Consider the following 19245-nt stretch of genomic DNA (forward strand, 5'->3'; position numbering starts at 1 on the left):
AAAGGCCGCCAGAGGCCGTTGGTCGCGGCATCCGGCTGATCTGGGCAGTTTCGCTAAGCTCAATATCGGGGGAGTGTGTTTTATCTTCAATGAGGTGAACGGATGGCAGAGTTGCAGCAAGCAGCGATAAAACCCGAGCTTTACGAGCGCTTGATCAATCGTTTGGGGCAGGCCCTGGACGTGGCAAATACAGCGGTTCGACTTCGTGATGAAGCCCCTGCCGAACTGGTGCTACGTGGCCTTAGCCCTGCGGAGTTTGAGCTTATCGAAGCCTACCTGGATTCAGGTGCCTTTGGTTTTGTGGCTGAACGTGTAATGAGGAGTTCTTCTGCTGCAAGGGAGCTTGATGGGCCGACTTCGACGCCGCTGCGTTCGGCCAAGGTCATCTGGCTAAACAATCAACAGCGTGCCAAGGCATCGGCAAAGATTAAATCATCGAATTTCAGGTAGTTACGCTATTAGTACGCGATATACGTCAGCCACTGCAGGCTTAGGGCCTGCTTCATAAGCATTGTTGCTTAGCGTCAATCCTTCTAGGCTTCGAGCATCTCTGGAGATGCTCGATGCCTATTCGTTACTTGATCAAACAATTACTCCTGCCGCCCGGCATTCTTATTCTGCTCATCTTGATCGCCTGGTGGCTGCGTCGCTCGCGGCCGCGCCTGGCCACCCTGTTTTTCGTCGTGGGTTGTGGAGGGATGTGGGCCATGAGCCTGCCGATTGTCGTGGAGTGGAGCGCTCGGGCTATTGAGACTGAGCCGGTCCTGCCGCAGAGCCAGTGGGCGTCGCTGGCGCAGCGGGCTGATGCGATAGTGATTCTGGGGGTTGGCCGTGAGCGCAACGACCCTACGTGGGGCGGTGATATCCCTACCGGGCTGGCCCTTGAGCGCATGCGCTTTGCTGCACATCTGTCAAAAGTCTCAGGTTTGCCGATTCTGACCAGTGGCGGCCTGCACTATGACCAGCCGCCGAGTGAAGCGCAGATCATGGCTGACTCGCTGAAGAACGATTTTGGCGTGGACGTACGCTGGCAAGAAGGGCTCAGCCGCACCACTTGGGAAAACGCGACCATGACCGCCGCGCTGTTGCAGCCGCTGGGCATCAAACGTGTGGTGGTGGTCACCCAGGCGTGGCACATGCCGCGCTCGCGCTGGAGCTTTGAACAGGCAGGTTTCACCGTGGTGGCGGCGCCGGTGGGCTTTCTGGGTGTCGATAACGCCCGACCGTTCAACGGCTGGCTGCCGGAGAGCAAATCGGTGTGGCAGAGCGGGCAGTTGCTCAATGAGGTGGCGGGGTTGTTGGCGTATCCGTTGTTTTATCGGTAGGGCATCGGTCTGTAGGAGCGGGCTTGCCCGCGATAGCGGTGTAACAGGTACACCGCGTCAAGCGGATCGCTGGCAAGCCAGCTCCTACAGGGCGTCTGCGCAGGACGCAGTTTGGCGTTTTACCCGCCGAGCCACCAACGCCCAACCAATCAACACCACCGACAATACCGTCAACGGCCACGAACGCCAGCGCAGGTAAGGCGTCAGCTCATGCATCGGCACCACCTCGCCGTACAGCACGCCGGGCTGGAACTGTGGAATGGTCTCAGTGATCTTGCCGAACGGGTTGATCAGTGCGCTCACGCCGTTGTTGGTGGCGCGGATCATCCAGCGACCGGCTTCCAGAGCGCGCATCTTCGCCATCTGCAAATGTTGCAGCGGGCCGATGGAGGTACCGAACCAAGTGTCGTTGCTCACCGTCAGCAACAAGTCGCTTTGGGCGGCAAGCCCGGCGGCGAATTCGGGGTACACCACTTCGTAGCAAATGTACGGCGCGATCTGATAACCCTTGGCTTGCAGCAATGCCTGATCGGCCGGCCCACGAGCGAAGTCCGACATCGGCAGGTTGAAGAAGGTAATCACGCCACGCAGCAATTCCTGCAGCGGCACGTACTCACCGAACGGCACCAGTTTCTGCTTGAGGTAGGTGCCATCGCCTTCGCCGACCACCGTGATGCCGTTGTAGTAACGGTATTCGCCGTGTCCACCCAGTTGACGAAGCGGCACGCCGGTAATCATCGCCGAATCGCGATCTGCGGCGAATTTGCCCATCATCGACAGGTAGCCTTCGGCTGACTCTTTGAGGATCGGGATCGCGGTTTCCGGCCAGATAATCAGATCGGCGCGTTTACTGGTGAAGGTCATGTCGCGGTACAGCTTCAGTTGGGCGTCCAGTTCGGCCGGGTCCCACTTCATGCTCTGTTCGACGTTGCCCTGAATCGCTGCAACGCTCAACGGTGCGCCGGCCGGGGAAGTCCATGCGTGGGTTTTCAGCGCCAGGCTCAGGCCCCACGGTGCCAGCAGCAAGACCACGCCACCGATCAGTGCAGACCTGTTCATCCGCAGCCGCGGCAGATTGCACAGCAGGGCAGCGGTCAGTGCCAGGGTGAAGGAAATCAGCCACATGCCACCCAGCGGCGCCAGCCCGGACAGCGGGCCATCGAGTTGGCTGTAGCCCGAGTAGAGCCACGGGAAACCGGTGAGGAACCAGCCACGAAACGCTTCCTGCCCCAGCCACAACGCGGCGAAAGCCAGTGCATCGGCCAGCGGCGCGTTGTTGCGGCGAACCCATTTCGCCCAAAGCCAGGTCGGCAAGGCGAAAAACCAGGCAATCGCAGCGATGAAGCCGAGCATCAGCAGGCCGGCGAGCAATGCCGAAGCACCGCCGTAGGTGTGGATGCTGACGTAGATCCAGCTGGTGCCGGCACCGAACAAGCCGAAGCCATAGCACCAGCCGCGAACCAACGCCTGGCGCGGGTTCAGCTCGCGCAAGCCGAGGTACAGAACAATCAGCGACACCAGCGCCAACGGCCAGATATCGAAGGGCGCCAGGGCCAGGGTGGTCAGTGCACCGGCCGCCATGGCCAGCAGGTTACCGGGCCAGCCGGGGCGGGTGATCCAGTGCATGGATGTTCCTTAGCGCGAGATTGGGCTTAGGCGCAGCAGGTGAATGCGGCGGCTGTCGGCGTTGAGAATACGGAAACGGTAGGCGCCGATCTCGGTGGTTTCGTTGCGTTTTGGCAGATGACCAAACGCGCTCATCACCAGTCCGCCTACGGTGTCGAACTCGTCATCCGAGAACTCGCTGTCGAAGAACTCGTTGAAGCTGTCGATCGGCGTCAGCGCCTTGACCAGGAAGTCGCCGCTGGGCAGCGGTTTGATGTAGCTGTCTTCCTCGACGTCGTGCTCGTCCTCGATGTCGCCAACGATCTGTTCCAGTACGTCTTCGATGGTCACCAGACCTGCCACACCGCCGTATTCGTCAATGACGATGGCCATGTGGTTGTGGTTGGCGCGGAACTCACGCAGCAGCACGTTGAGACGCTTGGACTCGGGCACGAACGTCGCCGGGCGCAGCAGATCCTTGATGCTGTCGAGGTCACCGTCTGCCTTGAGAATCAGCGGCAGCAAGTCTTTCGCCAGCAGCACGCCGAGCACGTCGTCGTGGCTTTCGCCGATCACCGGGTAGCGCGAGTGCGCGGAGTCGATGACTGCCGGCAGAAATTCGCGAGGGGTCTGGGTCGCCTTGATGCTGACCATTTGCGAGCGCGGGACCATGATGTCCCGCACCTGCAGATCAGCCACCTGAATGGCGCCTTCGACGATGGCCAGCGCTTCGCTGTCCAGCAGCTTGTTTTGATGGGCCTCGCGCAGCAGCTCAAGCAGCTCCTGGCGGTTTTTCGGCTCGTGGGCAAAAGCCTGGGTGATTTTCCCCAGCCATGACTTTTGCCCGTTGCTCGATCGGTCTTCGCTCATAGCCCTTACTCGTGTTCCTTGCTGGTTGTTTCTAAAGGGTGATGGTCAGCGGTTTCGTCGTCTGCATAAGGATCGGGATAACCCAGTTCTTCAAGCAACGTTCGTTCCAGTGCTTCCATTTCTTCGGCTTCTTCATCGTCGATGTGGTCGTAACCGAGAAGATGCAGGCAGCCATGAATGACAAGGTGCGCCCAATGTGCGTCGACAGCCTTGCCCTGTTCGCCGGCTTCGCGCACCACCACCGGTACGCAGATCACCAGATCGCCCAGCAGCGGGATATCCAGCAATTCATCCGGCACATCGGCAGGGAAGGACAATACGTTGGTGGCGTAGTCCTTGTGGCGCCAGGTGTGATTTAGCTCGCGGCCTTCGGCTTCGTCGACCAGGCGAATGGTCAGCTCCGAATCGGCGCTGCGTTGGCGCAAGGCCAGCTCGCACCATTGGCGGAACTGGGCTTCAGTCGGTGCTTGCGCTTCACTGGCAAGTTGCAGATCCAGCTCAAGCATCGCGGCGGGTGTCCTGGTTAGACGTATATCTGACCGGCGGCTCGTCGTTGAAGCGAGTCTCGAAGCGCTCGTAGGCTTCGACGATGCGCTGCACCAACGGATGGCGCACCACGTCCTTGGGCTTGAAGTGGGTGAAACTGATGCCCGGCACATCCTTGAGCACGTCGATCACATGGTTCAGGCCCGAGCGCGTGCCCTTGGGCAGGTCAACCTGGGTGATATCGCCAGTGATCACGGCGGTGGAGCCGAAACCGATACGGGTCAAAAACATCTTCATCTGCTCGACAGTGGTGTTCTGACTTTCGTCGAGAATGATGAAGCTGTTATTAAGGGTGCGACCGCGCATGTAGGCCAGCGGCGCAACTTCGATGACCTGACGCTCGATCAGCTTGGCCACGTATTCGAAACCGAGCATTTCATACAGCGCGTCGTACAGCGGGCGCAGGTATGGGTCGATTTTCTGCGACAGATCGCCGGGCAGGAAGCCGAGCTTCTCGCCCGCTTCAACCGCTGGGCGTACCAGCAGGATGCGGCGGATCTGCTCACGCTCCAGTGCATCCACGGCACAGGCGACGGCAAGATAGGTCTTGCCGGTACCGGCCGGGCCGATGCCGAAGTTGATGTCGTTGCTGAGGATTTCTTTGACGTAACGCTGCTGATTCAGGCCGCGCGGGCGAATCATGCCCTTCTTGGTGCGCAGGGCCACGCCGACTTCGGCAGCCGGGTGGTTGTCCAGTTCTTCGACGCCGGATTCCTGTAGGAACAGGTGCACCATGTCTGGCGACAGCTCGGTACCCTTGGTTTCCCGGTACAGGCGGCGCAACAGATTTTCGGCCGAAGTGGTGTGTTGGGGTTCGCCGATCAGTTCGAATTGGTTTCCGCGATTGCGGATTTCGATATTCAGGCGTTGTTCGATCAAGCGCAGATGCTCGTCGAATTGCCCGCAAAGATTTGCGAATCGGTGGGCCTCGATAGGCTCGAGGATGAAACGATGTGGTTCGATGGGAGCGTTCAAGGTCTGTTTTTAGCCGCCCGACGGCAATGAAGATGAAATGAAGGATAACCCCGTAAATCTATGTGTGAAAGCCTTCACTTGCTAAACGTCATCGAGCTGGGCTGCGAGCGCCGTTAAACGCCCGCGCCAGAGCACTTACTGCAACAGCGAACCGCGCAACGAATGTGGCTGCGCGTCGTCGATATGGACGTCAGCGAATTGCCCGATCAGCTTGGGGTTGTCGCACTTGAAGTTGACGATCCGATTGTTCTCGGTACGACCCTGCAATTCGCCGGGGTCTTTTTTCGAATAATCGGTGACCAGAATCCGCTGGGTGCTGCCAACCATTTGCCGGCTGATCTCGAAGCCTTGCTGATTCAAGCGGTGCTGCAAGGCGGCCAGGCGCTGTTTTTTCAATGCTTCGGGGGTTTCGTCTTTCAGATCGGCGGCAGGCGTGCCTGGGCGCGGGCTGTAGACGAAGGAGAACGAGAAGTCGAAACCGACGTCCTCGATCAGCTTCATGGTGTTTTCGAAGTCTTTTTCGGTCTCGCCGGGGAAACCGACAATAAAGTCAGAGCTGATGCTGATACCCGGAACAGCAGCCCTCAGCTTGCGCAGCTTGGATTTGTATTCAAGCGCGGTGTGGTTGCGCTTCATCGCGGACAGAATCCGGTCCGAGCCCGACTGCACCGGCAAATGCAGGTGTTTCACCAACTCGGGTACTTCAGCGTGGGCGAGGATCAGGCTGTCGGAAAATTCCAGCGGGTGCGAAGTTGTATAGCGAATGCGGTCGATGCCATCGATGGCGGCGACAACGCGGATCAGCTCGGCCAGATCGGCCATGCGTCCGTCGTGGGTCGCGCCACGATAGCCGTTGACGTTCTGCCCCAGCAGCGTCACTTCACGCACGCCGTTTTCGGCCAGGTGAATGACTTCGGTGATGACGTCGTCGAACGGGCGGCTGACTTCTTCGCCACGGGTATACGGCACCACGCAGAAGGTGCAGTACTTGCTGCAACCTTCCATGACCGACACATAGGCGCTCGGGCCATCGACGCGAGGCTCGGGCAGGTGGTCGAATTTTTCGATTTCCGGGAACGACACATCCACCTGTGGCAGGCGGGTAGCGCGGGCAGCGTCGATCATTTCCGGCAGGCGGTGCAGGGTTTGCGGGCCGAACACCACGTCGACGTAGGGCGCGCGATCACGAATCGCCGCGCCTTCCTGGCTGGCCACGCAACCGCCGACGGCGATGACCATGTCCGGGTTGGCCAGTTTCAGTTCACGCCAGCGGCCAAGCTGGGAGTAGACCCGGTCCTGCGCCCGCTCGCGAATCGAGCAGGTGTTGAGCAGGATGACATCGGCATCTTCCGCGCGAGCAGTGACTTCCAGGGCTTGATGTTCGCCCAGCAGATCGACCATGCGCGAGCTGTCGTACTCGTTCATTTGGCAACCGTGGGTTTCGATATAAAGCTTCTTGGCCATGCGTGATCATCAGGTGATTCGAAGAACCGCGCATTATAGTGTTGCCGGTCACAGCTTCCTAGCATTCCCTGCCCGGAGGACATGCTATAGTTTGCGCCCTCTTTATGTCCCCCGATTGTTACCCGCCTGTTATGACCAAACGTGAAGCTCCAATCTACAAGGTGATTTTCCTCAACCAGGGCCAGGTGTTCGAGATGTACGCCAAGCAGATCTATCAGAGCGATCTGTGGGGTTTCCTCGAGGTGGAAGAGTTCGTCTTCGGTGAGCGTACGACCGTGGTGGTGGACCCGAGCGAAGAAAAGCTCAAGGCCCAGTTCGAAGGCGTGGTGCGCAGTTTTGTGCCGATGCATTCGATCGTGCGCATCGATGAAGTCGAGCGCATTGGTACGCCAAAGATCAGTGAGGCCCGAGGCACCAGCAACGTGATGCCGTTTCCGATGCCGATGCCGGAAAAATAGTCAACATCAGATCAGGGCAGTGGAGCGAACGGCGTACGACCTTCAGCCGTTTGCAGCTCCAGCAGGTAGTTGCGGAAAATCTGTCCCAGCACCTGGGTCGCGACTTCCAGCTCTGAACGCTGCATTTTCGCCGACACTTCGTCAGCCACATCCAGCGCATCTTCCGAACCGTTGACCGCCGCCATCTTCAGCACGATATAGGCCTGGATGTTATTGGCCTGAACGCCTTCGCCATGGAAAAACATCAAACCCAGCTTGTACTGCGCCTGCGCATGGCCTTGCAGCGAAGCTTTTTCGAAGTAATTCAGCGCTTGGGTCAGGTCGCGGGTGGTGTTTTTGCCTGAGTAGTAGAACTCGCCCAACTCGTATTGTGCTTGTGCATCCCCGGATTGCGCGGCTTTTTGGCACACGGCCAAAGCCTCAGGCAGGTTGTCTGGCTGAGTATTGAGGGTGCAGCGTCCCACCGCTGGGATTAACAACGAGTTGCCGCCTGCATTGGCCAGCAGGGGATGAAGGAGCATCAGGCAGCCCAAAGCAAGGGCGCGGCCGGTGCGGTTCATGGGAATCGACTTACCTCTGAAAAAGGTGCGGGCGTACCCGTCCAGCAGAACGCGCTGGCGGCACATTATGAAATAAGCGGGGGCTACCTTACAAAGTCTTTACGGATTTTCTGCTGCACGGGCTTGATGTGCCTGATTTTGCGGGGGAAAAGCAGTGTGGGAATTGCAACTTTATCTCTGTAGGAGCTGCCGAAGGCTGCGATCGACCGCAACGCGGTCGCCGTATTCAAACTCAATGAAGGTCTTTCAGACCTTATCGCAGCCTGCGGCAGCTCCTACACAGAATCGCCGACAGCTTTACTTCAGCGCTGCAAAAGCTTTCTCAGCGGCATCGAGCGTCAGTTTCAGCTCTGCGTCGCCGTGGGCGATGGAGGTGAAGCCGGCTTCGAACGCGCTCGGCGCCAGGTACACGCCGCCTTCCAGCATCAGGTGGAAGAAGCGTTTGAAGCGGTCGGCATCGCTGCTCATCACGTCCTGAAAGGTGACGATGTCATCGGCGCCGCTGAAGTACAGGCCGAACATGCCACCTGCCTGGGTGGTCACGAACGGAATACCGGCAGCGTCGGCACGTTCTTGCAAACCAGCCAGCAGGCGCGCTGTGTAGTCGCTCAGTTCGTCGTGGAAGCCAGGCCGGCTGATCAGACGCAACGTGGTCAGACCCGCCGCCATCGCCAACGGGTTGCCCGACAAGGTGCCAGCCTGATAGACCGGGCCCAGCGGTGCGATGTGCGACATGATTTCGCGCTTGCCGCCGAAGCAGCCAACCGGCATGCCGCCGCCGATGATCTTGCCGAAGGTGCTGAGGTCCGGGACAACGCCGTAGTAAGCCTGAGCGCCGCCCAGTGCCACGCGGAAGCCGGTCATCACTTCGTCGAAAATCAGCACTACGCCGTGTTTGTCGCACAGCGTGCGCAGGCCTTGCAGGAAACCTGGCGCTGGCGGTACGCAGTTCATGTTGCCGGCAACCGGCTCGACGATGATGCACGCTACTTCCTGGCCGACTTCCGCGAGCATCTGCTCGACCGCATCGAGGTCGTTGAACGCCGCTGTGAGGGTGTGTTTGGCAAACGCGGCCGGTACGCCGGCCGAGCTTGGCACACCTTGGGTCAGGGCGCCGGAACCGGCCTTGACCAGCAGGCTGTCGGAGTGACCGTGGTAGCAGCCTTCGAATTTGATGATGCTGTCGCGGCCGGTGAAGCCACGGGCCAGGCGAATCGCACTCATGGTCGCTTCAGTGCCCGAACTGACCATCCGTACCATTTCCATCGACGGCACGATCGAGCAGACCAGGTCCGCCATCTCGGTTTCCATCGCCGTCGGTGCGCCGTAGGACAGGCCGTGTTCCAGTTGCTTGCGTACCGCGTCGAGTACGTCCGGATGGCTGTGGCCGAGGATCATCGGGCCCCACGAACCGACGTAATCCACATAGCGCTTGTCGTCTTCGTCAGTCACGTAGGCGCCGGCGGCATGTTTGAAGAACAACGGCGTGCCGCCCACGCTCTTGAAGGCACGAACCGGCGAGTTGACGCCACCTGGAATGTGTTTTTGAGCGTTGGCAAACAGGGTTTCGGAACGGGACATGATGAGATCTCGGTTGTCCAGAAGAGGCAGGGGACGGATTATACCTAGCTTCTCTTTGGCTGTGCCGGTCAACTGAAGTCCCCCATGAATACACTCGGTCCGAACATGCACGACACCGCCGTCAGCTACGACCTTCCTTATCAGGCACCTTATTCCTGGTCCGGGGTGCTGCATTTCCTCCGTCATCGCCAGATCGAGGGCGTGGAGTATGTGGGCGAGGACGTCTACGCGCGTGCGGTGGAAGTCATGCACGGGGCGCAGCGTCTAAACGGATGGATCAGCGTTACGCACGCGCCGTTGCGCAATGCGCTGGAGGTGGCGGTTTCTGTCTCGCTGCAACCAGCAATCGCCGAAGTGCTGGAGCGGACACGACGCGTGTTTGATACCGAGAGCCAGCCGGGTCCGATAGACGCTCACTTGGGGGCGTTGGCCGCAGAGCTTCCCGGTATGCGTGTGCCAGGGACCTTCGACGGTTTTGAGATTGTGATTCGTGCGGTGGTCGGGCAGCAGATTTCGGTCATCAATGCGCGCAAAGTGCTGGGGCGGATTGCCGGGCAATTTGGAACACGGGTCGAAAACGCGCCGTTTGGGCTGGTCCACACCTTGCCGGGCGCAGCGGTGATTGCGGAGCTGGATGCGCTGGCGCTGATTTTGACCGGTATCATTCGGATCCGCGCCGAGGCCATCGTGGCGGCCGCGCAGGAAGTAGCCGCGCTGCGGATCGTGCTCACTCCACACGCACCGTTGGACGACACGCTCAACGCGCTGCGTGATATTCGTGGCATCGGCGAGTGGACGGTGCAATACATTGCCATGCGCGCGTTGCGCTGGCCGAATGCTTTCCCGGAAGGCGATGCAGTGCTGAAAAAGCACCTCGGCTGCACGACGGCGCTGCAACTCAGCGAGCGTGCCAGCCAGTGGGCGCCGTGGCGGGCCTACGCCGTGGTGCACCTATGGCGTCAACATGAAGAGGCAAAACGATGAGCGCTGGTTATTGGGTTCCCAGCCCGCTGGGTGATATCGCCTTGCGGGTCGAGGACGAGGTGTTGACCGGCGTGTTTTTCGTCGGCCAGAAATATTACCCGTCACTCATGCTCGGTGCGGGCGATGCGCAGGCGCCACGGGTGGTGCAGCAGGCGCACCAAGAGTTGGCCGAGTTTTTTCGCGGCGAGCGTCGGGTTTTCGAAGTGCCTTTTCGGGCTCAGGGCACGCCGTTTCAGAGGGCGGTCTGGGAGGAGTTGTCGCGAATTCCCTACGGCGAGATCGTCTCGTATGGAGACATGGCAAGGAACATGGGTTTGAGTCCGGGGCACTCACGCGCGGTAGGCAGCGCCAATGGCAAGAACCCGATTTCGATCATCGTCCCTTGTCACCGCGTCATCGGTAGCAGTGGTGATCTCACTGGTTATGCCGGCGGTGTCGACCGCAAACGGGCGCTGCTGTCGCTGGAAAACGCGATCGGCAGGCCCGCCGGGTTTGAGTTCGAATTGACCGCGAACTGAATCAGTTGACTTTGAGCAATGCGTTGAATGCCCGAGCGCGACGAGTGACTTCCGCCGTGCTGTCGGCACCAAACAGGCCATGCACCACGGCCAGCAGATCAGCGCCGTGAGCCACCAGTGGCGCGGCGTTTTCCAGGGTGATCCCGCCAATCACGGCAATCGGCAGATGAAGCTTGGCGCGAACCTGATCGAGTAAATCGAAGGGCACGCCGGGTGCATCGGGTTTGGTTGTGGAGCTGAAAAACCGGCCGAACGCGACGTAACTGGCGCCGTCAGCCTTGGCTCTTTCGGCCATCGCCAGGCTGCCGTGGCACGTGGCGCCGACAACCGCCCGATGCCCGAGCAATGCGCGTGCATCCGGCAGCGAGCCGTCGGTTTGGCCCAAATGAACGCCCACGTTCAAGCGCGCGGCAAGTTCGGCATCGTCGTTGATGATCAGGTGGGTTTTATATTGTTCGCACAGCCCGCGCAGCGTTTCTGCCTCACGCAAGCGGCGGGACTCGTCGCCGCTTTTGTCGCGGTACTGCAACAGGGTGACGCCGCCTTCAAGGGCGGCCTCCACGTAAGACAAGAATTTGCCGGCCAACAGTTGGCTGTCGGTAATGGCGTACAGGCCACGTAGTTTCATCGGTCAGACCTCGAAGCGTGGCATTACGAGCAAAAATCCAACGGCAGACGACGTGGAACGTACTGGCCTTTGCCCAGCTGTTCAGCGTCGCGCAATGTACGCCAAGTGTAGTTGAGCGCCGATTGCACCGCGCTGATCAGGTTTTCACCCAGCGCCAAGCGCCCAGCCAGCGCACTGGCCAAGGTGCATCCCGAACCGTGATAGCTGCCCGGCAAGCGTTGGCAGGTGTAGGTCTGTGATTCGCCGTCGCGGATGTACAGGCGGTTGTGGATCAGTTCTTCGTCACCGTGGCCGCCGGTGATCAGCAGGTTTTTGCAGAAGGGCAGCAGTTTGGCGGCGCACTCGTCGGCGGTGCCTTCAGGCAGTTCGGCGAGGATGCGCGCTTCCGGGAGGTTTGGCGTGGCAATGATGGCCAACGGCAGCAAGCGTTCGCGCATGGCGTAGCCGACTTCATCCTTGCCCAGTCGACCGCCGCCGCCGGCACGCAGCACGGGGTCGCAGACCATTGGCAAATGCGGGTGCGCCTGGAGCAGTTCGACGACGGTGTCGACCATTTCCAGCGAGCCGAGCATGCCCAGCTTGACCGCCGCTACGGTGGAGTCATTGAGCACTGCATTGGCTTGCGCCAACACCCACTCGCGATCCAGCACGCGGAAATCACTGACATTGACGGTGTCTTGAACGGTCAGGGCGGTCACGGTCGGGGCGGCGTGACAGCCTTGAGCGATAAGGGCTTCGATATCTGCCTGCAGGCCGGCGCCACCACTAGGGTCGTGGCCGGAGAGACAGAGGACAACAGGGCGGGAGCTATAGGTATTCATGGTGCGCGAGCTTACCATCAAACTTTTTCCGCGGCCGCTAGGCGATGGCGGAATTTTCATACGGCCGGAACGGTCATTTTTCAGCACTGATTAGCTTGTTTCCGTCATGTACTACAACGTAAATCGCTAAGAGGCCCGGTTTAGAGCCTTTTCGGTAATTTAAAAAGAGTGGTGTCGTATAGCCATTCACGGCTATGCTGACTGCCATTAGCCAATAGGCTGACTTAAAGTTTCAGTGTCAGGGGCAACCGGGGCACTCACTAAAATACGGTCATAATGGACAGTCGGTTAAGTAACCGGACCTCATCAGTTATTCACAATCTATAACAGGCACTGCTGACGACCGTCGTCTCTTAGGGAGAGAGGCTTTTCGACCCGTCAGACAGACCACGCTGGGGCTGTATGCGCTATTTGCTGATTATGTTGATCACCTTGTTCCCGCTATGGGCCAGTGCGATCGAGTTCGACGAGAACACGCGGACGTTGCCCTTGGGCCGAGCAGTACAGGTGCTCGAAGATGTTACGGGGAAGGTGACCATCGATCAGGTCAGCGCTCCCGAGATGCAGGTGCGCTTTCGCCCGCTGGATGCCGACACCCTGAATGCCGGTTATTCGCGTTCTGCATTCTGGATGAAGGTGGAGCTGCAATTTCGCCCCACGAATCCTTTGGCACGTCCGGACTGGCTGTTGGAAATGGCCTATCCGCCCATGGATCACGTCGACCTCTATACCGCCGACGAGACCGGTCGCTTCCAGGTGGCCTGGCAGACCGGCGATATGCTGCCGTTTTCCCATCGGCAGATTAAACAGAACAACTTCCTATTTGACTTGAAACTTCCGGCCAATCAACCACAGACGCTGTATGTGCGGGTGGCCGGTCATGGTTCGATTCAGGCTCCGCTGGTCCTGTGGAACAGTCACGCTTATATAGAAGCGCAGCCGGCGCGCATTTATGTTCTGGGTCTGATCTACGGCATGTTACTGGGGATGCTGGTCTACAACCTGTTCATCTACCTCAGCGTGCGCGATACCAGTTATCTGTATTACAACCTTTATATCGCCTCGTTCGGGCTGTATCAGATCTCGGTGAATGGTGCGGGCGTCGAGTTTTTCTGGCCGGACAATCCCTGGTGGGCCAACGCTGCGACGCCCTTCCTGGTGGGCTCGGCGGTGTTTTTCGCCAGCCAGTTCTCTCGGCACTTCCTCAAGACCAGTACCCTGAGTCGCTGGCTCGACCGCTCGTTGCTGTTGATGATGGCGTTTGCCGTCGTCGTCATGGCGCTGGCGCTGACCGTTGATTACGGCGTGGCATTACGTCTGGCCACGGGCCTGGTGCTGCTGTTTACACTGGTCATCATCGCCACCGGGATCACCGCCGGTGTTCGTGGATTGCGCGTAGCACGTTATTTCATCATCGCCTGGTCGGTGTTCCTCACTGGCGGCTTGATCAATGCGGTCATGCTGCTCGGCTATCTGCCCAATACCTTCTTCACCATGTACTCCAGCCAGATCGGTTCGGTGCTGGAAGTGGCGTTGCTGTCGCTGGCGCTGGCCGATCGTATCAACATGATGCGTGAGCAACAGGCGCAAATCCTGCTGGAGTCCGGGCAGAATCTGGAGCGTTTGAACCAGCAATTGGCGACCAGTAACCGTTTGAAAGATGAGTTCCTGGCCACGCTGACCCATGAACTGCGCACGCCGATGAACGGCGTGATCGGTTCCCTGGAGTTGATGCAGACGCTGCCCATGGACAGCGAACTTGAGCTGTACCAACAAACGGCGGCCGGCTCCGCGCAGGACATGATGGGCATGGTCAACGGCATTCTGACCCTGACCGAACTGCAGGCCGGCAAGCTGCGCCCGGTGGATGAGCCTTTTAGCGTGCGTCGTCTGATGGCCGGGGTGCGCGGTCAATACACCAGCGCTGCGGAAAACAAAGGCCTGGGCTTCAGCGTCGAGCTTGATGAAAAGCTCCCTGATAGCTTGTTGGGTGATGTGAGCAAGTTGCGCCAGTGCATGGGTTGCCTGATGGACAACGCCATCAAGTTCACCCGGTCTGGCTCGGTCGGTGTCAGGGTTTCGGGGCAGCCCAGCGGGGCGGAAAAATATCGGTTGGTGATTGAAGTGATCGATACCGGCATCGGTTTCAGTCATCTGGATCAAGCAACGCTGTACCAGACCTTTTTTCAGGTCGATGGCTCGATGACCCGCGAACACGGCGGGTTGGGCATCGGTCTGGCGATTTGCCGGCAACTGATCGGCTTGATGGGTGGCAGCCTGAGTCATGAATCAGAGCCAGGACTTGGCAGCTGTTTCCGCTTGAGCCTTGAATTGAAGCAGTGTGACCCCGAGCCGTTGCAAGCTTCGTCTGCGGTCCAGGGTCAGTGGAGTTTGTAGGTCGACAACGCGTGCAGGGCAAAAGCGCCGTTATTTAGTCCGATATGGCGCTTTGTACGCGTAGGCGTGCATGATTCACTGATCTTCATCAGGGCGCACGTTGGTGCGCCCGCGAAGACAGGAGCCTGTCTCATGAACCTGCATCAGTTCGCGGAAACCCACGAAGTCACCAATCAGCCACCGTCTCTGGATGGCGTCAACCTGTACCGCGTCGACCTCCCGCTGCAAGAGTGGTCGCAACGCTATGGCGCCGGTTGGGCGCAGGCGCGGATCGACACCTATGGCGCGCTGGCCGGTGGGCCGCTGATGGCAGCAGGTTTTCTCGCCAACCAGAACAAGCCGGTGTTTGTCAGTCATGACCGCTACGGGCATCGCATCGATCTGGTGGAGTTTCATCCGGCTTACCACGAACTGATGCGCACCGCGGTCGAGCATGGCCTGCCATCCTTGCCCTGGACCGATCCGCAACCTGGCGCCCATGTCGCCCGTGCGGCCATGAGCTACCTGCACAGTCAGGCCGAGGCGGGCAGTGGATGTCCGTTGACCATGACCTTTGCCAGCGTGCCGGCGATGAAGCTGCAGCCCGATCTGGCTGACCTCTGGCTGCCAAAAATCCTCGCCACCGAATACGACCCCCGCAACGTCGGCATGCGCCACAAGGCCGGGGTCACCATCGGTATGGCAATGACCGAAAAGCAGGGCGGCACCGACGTCCGTGCCAACACCACCCGCGCGTATCCGGTGGGCGCCACCGGGCCGGGGCAGGCCTATGAGTTGGTTGGCCACAAGTGGTTCTGTTCGGCACCGATGTGCGACGCGTTCCTGACCCTCGCACAGACTGACAAAGGCCTGACCTGCTTCCTGCTGCCACGTCATCGGCCTGACGACACGCGCAATGAGTTCTACATCCAGCGCCTGAAAAACAAATTGGGTAACAACTCCAACGCTTCCAGCGAAGTCGAATTCCGTGGCGCGCTGGCGTGGATGATCGGCGAAGAAGGGCGCGGCGTGCCGACCATTATCGAGATGGTCGCCATGACCCGCTTTGATTGCATGGTCGGCTCCAGCGCCTTGATGCGTCAGGCCTTGACCCAGGCGGCGCACCACTGCGCGCATCGCAGCGTCGGTGGGCGGGTGCTCAGCGAACAGCCATTGATGCAAAACGTACTCGCCGATCTGGCGCTGGAAAGCGAAGCGGCGTTGGCGCTGACCATGCGCATGGGGCGCGCGCTGGATCATCAAGACGACTCGCGGGAAGGGCGTTTTGCCCGGCTGGTCACGGCGGTAGGCAAGTATTGGATCTGCAAGCGTGCGCCGGCGATGATCAACGAGGCCGCCGAATGCATGGGCGGCGCGGGGTACGTTGAAGAAAGCATCCTGCCGCGTTTGTACCGTGAGGCGCCGGTCAACTCGACGTGGGAAGGTTCCGGCAACGTGCAATGCCTGGACGTTTTGCGCGCGCTGTCCAAAGAGCCGGGCGTGCTTGATGCGCTGTTCGATGAATTGGGCGATGGTCATGGCGACAAGCGTTTGGCCGCTCACATCGCGCAGCTAAAAACCAACTTCCGGGACACCGATGACATTCAATACCGCGCTCGGCAACTGACCGAAGACATCGCCATAGGGCTACAGGCCAAGCTGTTGTTGGAAGCCGGCAATGCCAGCGTCAGCGATGGCTTCATCAGCAGCCGCCTGGCCTCGACCGGGCGGGTGTATGGCACGTTGCCGCGCGGGGTTGATGTGGTGGGGTTGGTCGCACGTTCGTCGCCGAATGTCGGGTAATAGGCAATCTCTGTAGGAGCGGGCTTGCCCGCGATAATCGTCACGCGGTGTGTCAGGCATATCGCCATCGCGGGCAAGCCCGCTCCTACAGTGACATCTGCTAGTGCCTTCGGCTGTCGATGCAGGCAAGATACAAGTCTGCAAGATCAGACAGGATGTGTATCGTGACCGAAGCTTTTATTGTCGTTGAAACCGCCGAGCAAGCTGTTGATCGGCTTGCCGTTTTGCATGAACGCGCCACCGGCGCCCTGAGCCAGGCGCTCAAGCGCTATCTCAAAGACCGCGTCGAACCGACGGCGGCTGAGCGTGAACTGTTCCGCTACCCCGAATTGCGTCTGAGTTATCACTGCCAGGGCGAAGTGCCATTGACCACACGGGCTTACGCCAAGGTCCAGTTGCCCGGCACCTACAGCGTCACTGTGACCCACCCTTCGTCATTCCGCGCCTATCTGCTCGAGCAACTGGTGCCACTGATGAACGACTTCACCGTCACGGTGGAAGTGGGCGTCAGCGAACAAAACATTCCTTATCCGTACGTGGTCGAGCAAGGCGATGAGCTGGCTGGCTCTGGCGTAACCGCAGCGGCGCTGGCACGTGTGTTCCCGAGTACCGACCTGTCCGCCGCCACCGATGGCATTGCCGACGGCCTCTACGATTGGGCCAACACCGACCCGTTGCCATTGGCCTTGTTCGACGCCGCACGGGTGGACTTCTCCCTGCGCCGACTGGTGCACTACACCGGCAGCGACTGGCGGCATGTGCAGCCGTGGATTCTGCTGACCAACTACCACCGCTATGTCGACCAATTCATCTTGCATGGTCTGGAGCAACTGCGCAGCGACCCGCGTTTCGTGCGCATGGTGCTGCCGGGCAACGTGATCGTCGACAAAAGCATGGACCATGGCGAGATGCAGTCGATCGTCGCCGGCGTGGTCTGGCATCGCTATCAGATGCCTGCTTATCACCTGATCGCGACTGATGGTCATGGCGTGACGCTGGTCAATATCGGCGTCGGCCCGTCCAACGCCAAGAACATCACCGACCACCTGGCGGTGTTGCGTCCGCATTGCTGGCTGATGATCGGCCACTGTGGTGGCTTGCGCCAATCGCAGACCATCGGCGACTACGTGCTGGCTCACGCTTACATGCGCCGCGACGGGATTCTCGACCGGGTGGTGCCGCCGAACATTCCGATCCCGGCCTTGGCGGAAGTGCAGCTGGCGTTGCAGGAAGCGGCGGCACAGGTGACCGGCGAGCGCGGCGACGACCTGAAGAAGCGTTTGCGCACCGGCACGGTTCTGACCTACGACGACCGTAACTGGGAATTGCGCTGGGCTCAGGAACGTCCGCTGATCAACCTGTCCCGTGCTGTGGCGGTGGACATGGAAAGCGGCACCATCGCCGCCCAGGGTTATCGTCTGCGCGTTCCTTACGGCACGTTGCTGTGCGTTTCCGACAAGCCGCTGCACAGTGAAATCAAACTGCCGGGTTCGGCCAACGCGTTCTACGAGCGCGCGGTCAGCCAGCATTTGAAGATCGGTATTGCTGCCGTCGACCTGATGCGCAGCCAGCTCAACTCGTTGCACTCGCGCAAACTGCGCAGCTTTGACGAGCCACCGTTCCGTTAATTGATCGGTTGGGTTAGGCATTTACGCGAAGGGCCACTAAAGTGGCCCTTTCCGTTTTCGAAATGTAAACCGTCATGCCCCGCACCCCGCGCCCCATCTCCCGTCGCCCCACTTCTAACTCGTCGGCTAATCCCCGCCGCGTTGCCAAAGCGCCACCTGCCGAGCCTCGTTTGATTCTGTTCAACAAACCATTCGATGTGCTGACGCAATTCAGCGACGGTGAAGGCCGGGCGACGCTCAAGGACTACATCGAGATCCCCGGAATCTACCCGGCCGGACGCTTGGATCGCGACAGCGAAGGTTTATTGCTGCTGACCAACGATGGCCAACTGCAGGCGCGGATTGCTGATCCCAAGCACAAGCTGGCCAAGACCTATTGGGTGCAAGTGGAAGGCGTGCCGACGCAAGAGCAATTGCAGCGATTGCGCGATGGTGTGGAGCTGAACGACGGCCCGACTTTGCCGGCGCAAGCGCGACTACTGGACGAGCCTCAGCTCTGGCCACGCAATCCGCCTGTGCGTTTTCGTCAGAGCATTCCGACCAGTTGGCTGGAGTTGGTGATCAAAGAAGGGCGCAACCGCCAGGTCCGACGTATGACTGCCGCTGTTGGCTTGCCGACCTTGCGCCTGGTGCGCGTGCGAATCGGCGACTGGAGCATCGAAGGGCTGGATCAGGGGCAATGGCGGGAAGTGCCGGCGAAGCTGTGATCAACACCCGGTCGGTGTAGGAGCAAGCTTGCTCGCGATCGGCTGCGTAGCAGTCGTAATTCCGGGTTGTCGGTTGTACCTGACACATCGCGTTGGCTGGTTTTACTGCCGCTTTGCGTCAGATCGCGAGCAAGCTCGCTCCTACAGAGGGTGTAGTGACTTGAGCGGCGAAACAGATTTCAGTGTTCGAGGTACGCAATCACAACGCTTTTGATCACAAAGGCCATGATGCCCAAGCCCAACACCAGGAACAGAATCATGGTGCCGAATTTTCCGGCTTTGGATTTTTTCGCCAGATCCCAGACGATAAAGCCCATGAAACCAATCAGGATGGTGACCAGAATCGTCATCATCCAATCTTCAAAAACCGCAGGATCCATCGTGTTCTCCAGCTCG

Annotated in this window: 18 protein-coding genes and 1 pseudogene; 9 read left to right on the forward strand and 10 right to left on the reverse strand. The window is 59.6% G+C overall.

The window, feature by feature from the left end:
- Positions 1 to 102: 102 nt before the first annotated feature.
- Both ACF0H7_RS02485 and ACF0H7_RS02490 read left to right on the forward strand, forming a co-directional pair.
- Complete coding sequence (locus tag ACF0H7_RS02485) at positions 103 to 450, forward strand: hypothetical protein (protein WP_397451236.1); 348 nt, start codon at positions 103 to 105, stop codon at positions 448 to 450.
- A 113-nt stretch (positions 451 to 563) separates the two neighbouring features.
- The gene (locus ACF0H7_RS02490; RefSeq protein ID WP_397451237.1) at positions 564 to 1325 is read left to right on the forward strand and encodes a YdcF family protein; all 762 of its coding nucleotides are present in this window, start codon (positions 564 to 566) and stop codon (positions 1323 to 1325) included.
- An 84-nt stretch (positions 1326 to 1409) separates the two neighbouring features.
- Here ACF0H7_RS02490 and lnt read toward each other — a convergent pair whose 3' ends face one another.
- The 5 genes from lnt to miaB all read right to left on the reverse strand — a co-directional run bounded on the left by lnt (position 1410) and on the right by miaB (position 6785).
- Positions 1410 to 2951, reverse strand: a complete 1542-nt coding sequence (lnt, locus tag ACF0H7_RS02495) for an apolipoprotein N-acyltransferase (RefSeq protein ID WP_397451238.1) — start codon at positions 2949 to 2951, stop codon at positions 1410 to 1412.
- A gap of 9 nt (positions 2952 to 2960) precedes the next feature.
- A complete protein-coding gene (locus tag ACF0H7_RS02500) occupies positions 2961 to 3800 on the reverse strand; it encodes an HlyC/CorC family transporter (RefSeq protein WP_397451239.1) in 840 nt (279 codons plus the stop codon).
- Between the two features lie 5 nt (positions 3801 to 3805).
- Complete coding sequence (gene ybeY, locus ACF0H7_RS02505; protein WP_397451240.1) at positions 3806 to 4306, reverse strand: rRNA maturation RNase YbeY; 501 nt, start codon at positions 4304 to 4306, stop codon at positions 3806 to 3808.
- Positions 4299 to 5321 carry a PhoH family protein gene (locus ACF0H7_RS02510; RefSeq protein ID WP_397451241.1) on the reverse strand — a complete coding sequence of 341 codons (1023 nt, stop codon included), beginning with the start codon at positions 5319 to 5321 and terminating at the stop codon, positions 4299 to 4301. Before ACF0H7_RS02510 ends, ybeY begins: the two co-directional genes overlap by 8 nt.
- A gap of 135 nt (positions 5322 to 5456) precedes the next feature.
- A complete protein-coding gene (gene miaB, locus ACF0H7_RS02515) occupies positions 5457 to 6785 on the reverse strand; it encodes a tRNA (N6-isopentenyl adenosine(37)-C2)-methylthiotransferase MiaB (RefSeq protein WP_397451242.1) in 1329 nt (442 codons plus the stop codon).
- Between the two features lie 131 nt (positions 6786 to 6916).
- Between miaB and ACF0H7_RS02520 the strand changes: the two genes are divergently transcribed.
- Positions 6917 to 7243 carry a DUF1820 family protein gene (locus ACF0H7_RS02520; RefSeq protein WP_397451243.1) on the forward strand — a complete coding sequence of 109 codons (327 nt, stop codon included), beginning with the start codon at positions 6917 to 6919 and terminating at the stop codon, positions 7241 to 7243.
- Positions 7244 to 7254: 11 nt separating this feature from the next.
- On the opposite strand, the gene ACF0H7_RS02525 is transcribed toward ACF0H7_RS02520, so the two are convergent.
- Positions 7255 to 7803: a tetratricopeptide repeat protein gene (locus ACF0H7_RS02525; RefSeq protein ID WP_397451244.1), complete on the reverse strand. Its 549-nt coding sequence runs from the start codon at positions 7801 to 7803 to the stop codon at positions 7255 to 7257.
- A gap of 297 nt (positions 7804 to 8100) precedes the next feature.
- The gene (gene hemL / locus ACF0H7_RS02530; RefSeq protein ID WP_397451245.1) at positions 8101 to 9384 is read right to left on the reverse strand and encodes a glutamate-1-semialdehyde 2,1-aminomutase; all 1284 of its coding nucleotides are present in this window, start codon (positions 9382 to 9384) and stop codon (positions 8101 to 8103) included.
- Positions 9385 to 9468: 84 nt separating this feature from the next.
- On the opposite strand from hemL, the gene ACF0H7_RS02535 reads away from it, so the two are divergent.
- Both ACF0H7_RS02535 and ACF0H7_RS02540 read left to right on the forward strand, forming a co-directional pair.
- Positions 9469 to 10368 (forward strand): AlkA N-terminal domain-containing protein, encoded by a 900-nt coding sequence (locus ACF0H7_RS02535; protein ID WP_397451246.1) that lies wholly within the window; start codon positions 9469 to 9471, stop codon positions 10366 to 10368.
- Entirely contained in the window at positions 10365 to 10886 is a 522-nt protein-coding gene (locus ACF0H7_RS02540) for a methylated-DNA--[protein]-cysteine S-methyltransferase (protein WP_397451247.1), read from the forward strand. Before ACF0H7_RS02535 ends, ACF0H7_RS02540 begins: the two co-directional genes overlap by 4 nt.
- 1 nt (position 10887) lies before the next feature.
- Here the strand turns inward: ACF0H7_RS02540 and thiE are convergent, their stop codons facing one another.
- Both thiE and ACF0H7_RS02550 read right to left on the reverse strand, forming a co-directional pair.
- Positions 10888 to 11514, reverse strand: coding sequence for a thiamine phosphate synthase (gene thiE / locus ACF0H7_RS02545; protein ID WP_397451248.1), 627 nt, complete (start codon positions 11512 to 11514; stop codon positions 10888 to 10890).
- Positions 11515 to 11537: 23 nt separating this feature from the next.
- A complete protein-coding gene (locus ACF0H7_RS02550; RefSeq protein WP_397451249.1) occupies positions 11538 to 12335 on the reverse strand; it encodes a hydroxymethylpyrimidine/phosphomethylpyrimidine kinase in 798 nt (265 codons plus the stop codon).
- Between the two features lie 402 nt (positions 12336 to 12737).
- Between ACF0H7_RS02550 and ACF0H7_RS02555 the strand changes: the two are divergent.
- The 4 genes and pseudogenes from ACF0H7_RS02555 to ACF0H7_RS02570 form a co-directional block, all read left to right on the forward strand.
- A pseudogene (locus tag ACF0H7_RS02555) lies at positions 12738 to 14687 on the forward strand (7TM diverse intracellular signaling domain-containing protein); the annotation flags it as partial.
- Between the two features lie 177 nt (positions 14688 to 14864).
- The gene (locus ACF0H7_RS02560; RefSeq protein ID WP_397451250.1) at positions 14865 to 16514 is read left to right on the forward strand and encodes an acyl-CoA dehydrogenase family protein; all 1650 of its coding nucleotides are present in this window, start codon (positions 14865 to 14867) and stop codon (positions 16512 to 16514) included.
- Positions 16515 to 16633: 119 nt separating this feature from the next.
- The gene (amn, locus tag ACF0H7_RS02565; RefSeq protein WP_397451251.1) at positions 16634 to 18142 is read left to right on the forward strand and encodes an AMP nucleosidase; all 1509 of its coding nucleotides are present in this window, start codon (positions 16634 to 16636) and stop codon (positions 18140 to 18142) included.
- 74 nt (positions 18143 to 18216) lie between these two features.
- Positions 18217 to 18849, forward strand: a complete 633-nt coding sequence (locus tag ACF0H7_RS02570) for a pseudouridine synthase (protein ID WP_397451252.1) — start codon at positions 18217 to 18219, stop codon at positions 18847 to 18849.
- Positions 18850 to 19028: 179 nt separating this feature from the next.
- Here the strand turns inward: ACF0H7_RS02570 and ACF0H7_RS02575 are convergent, their stop codons facing one another.
- Positions 19029 to 19229 (reverse strand): DUF2788 domain-containing protein, encoded by a 201-nt coding sequence (locus ACF0H7_RS02575; protein WP_397451253.1) that lies wholly within the window; start codon positions 19227 to 19229, stop codon positions 19029 to 19031.
- Positions 19230 to 19245: the final 16 nt, after the last annotated feature.

This window comes from Pseudomonas sp. NA-150 (assembly GCF_044336365.1).
Classification (GTDB): domain Bacteria; phylum Pseudomonadota; class Gammaproteobacteria; order Pseudomonadales; family Pseudomonadaceae; genus Aquipseudomonas.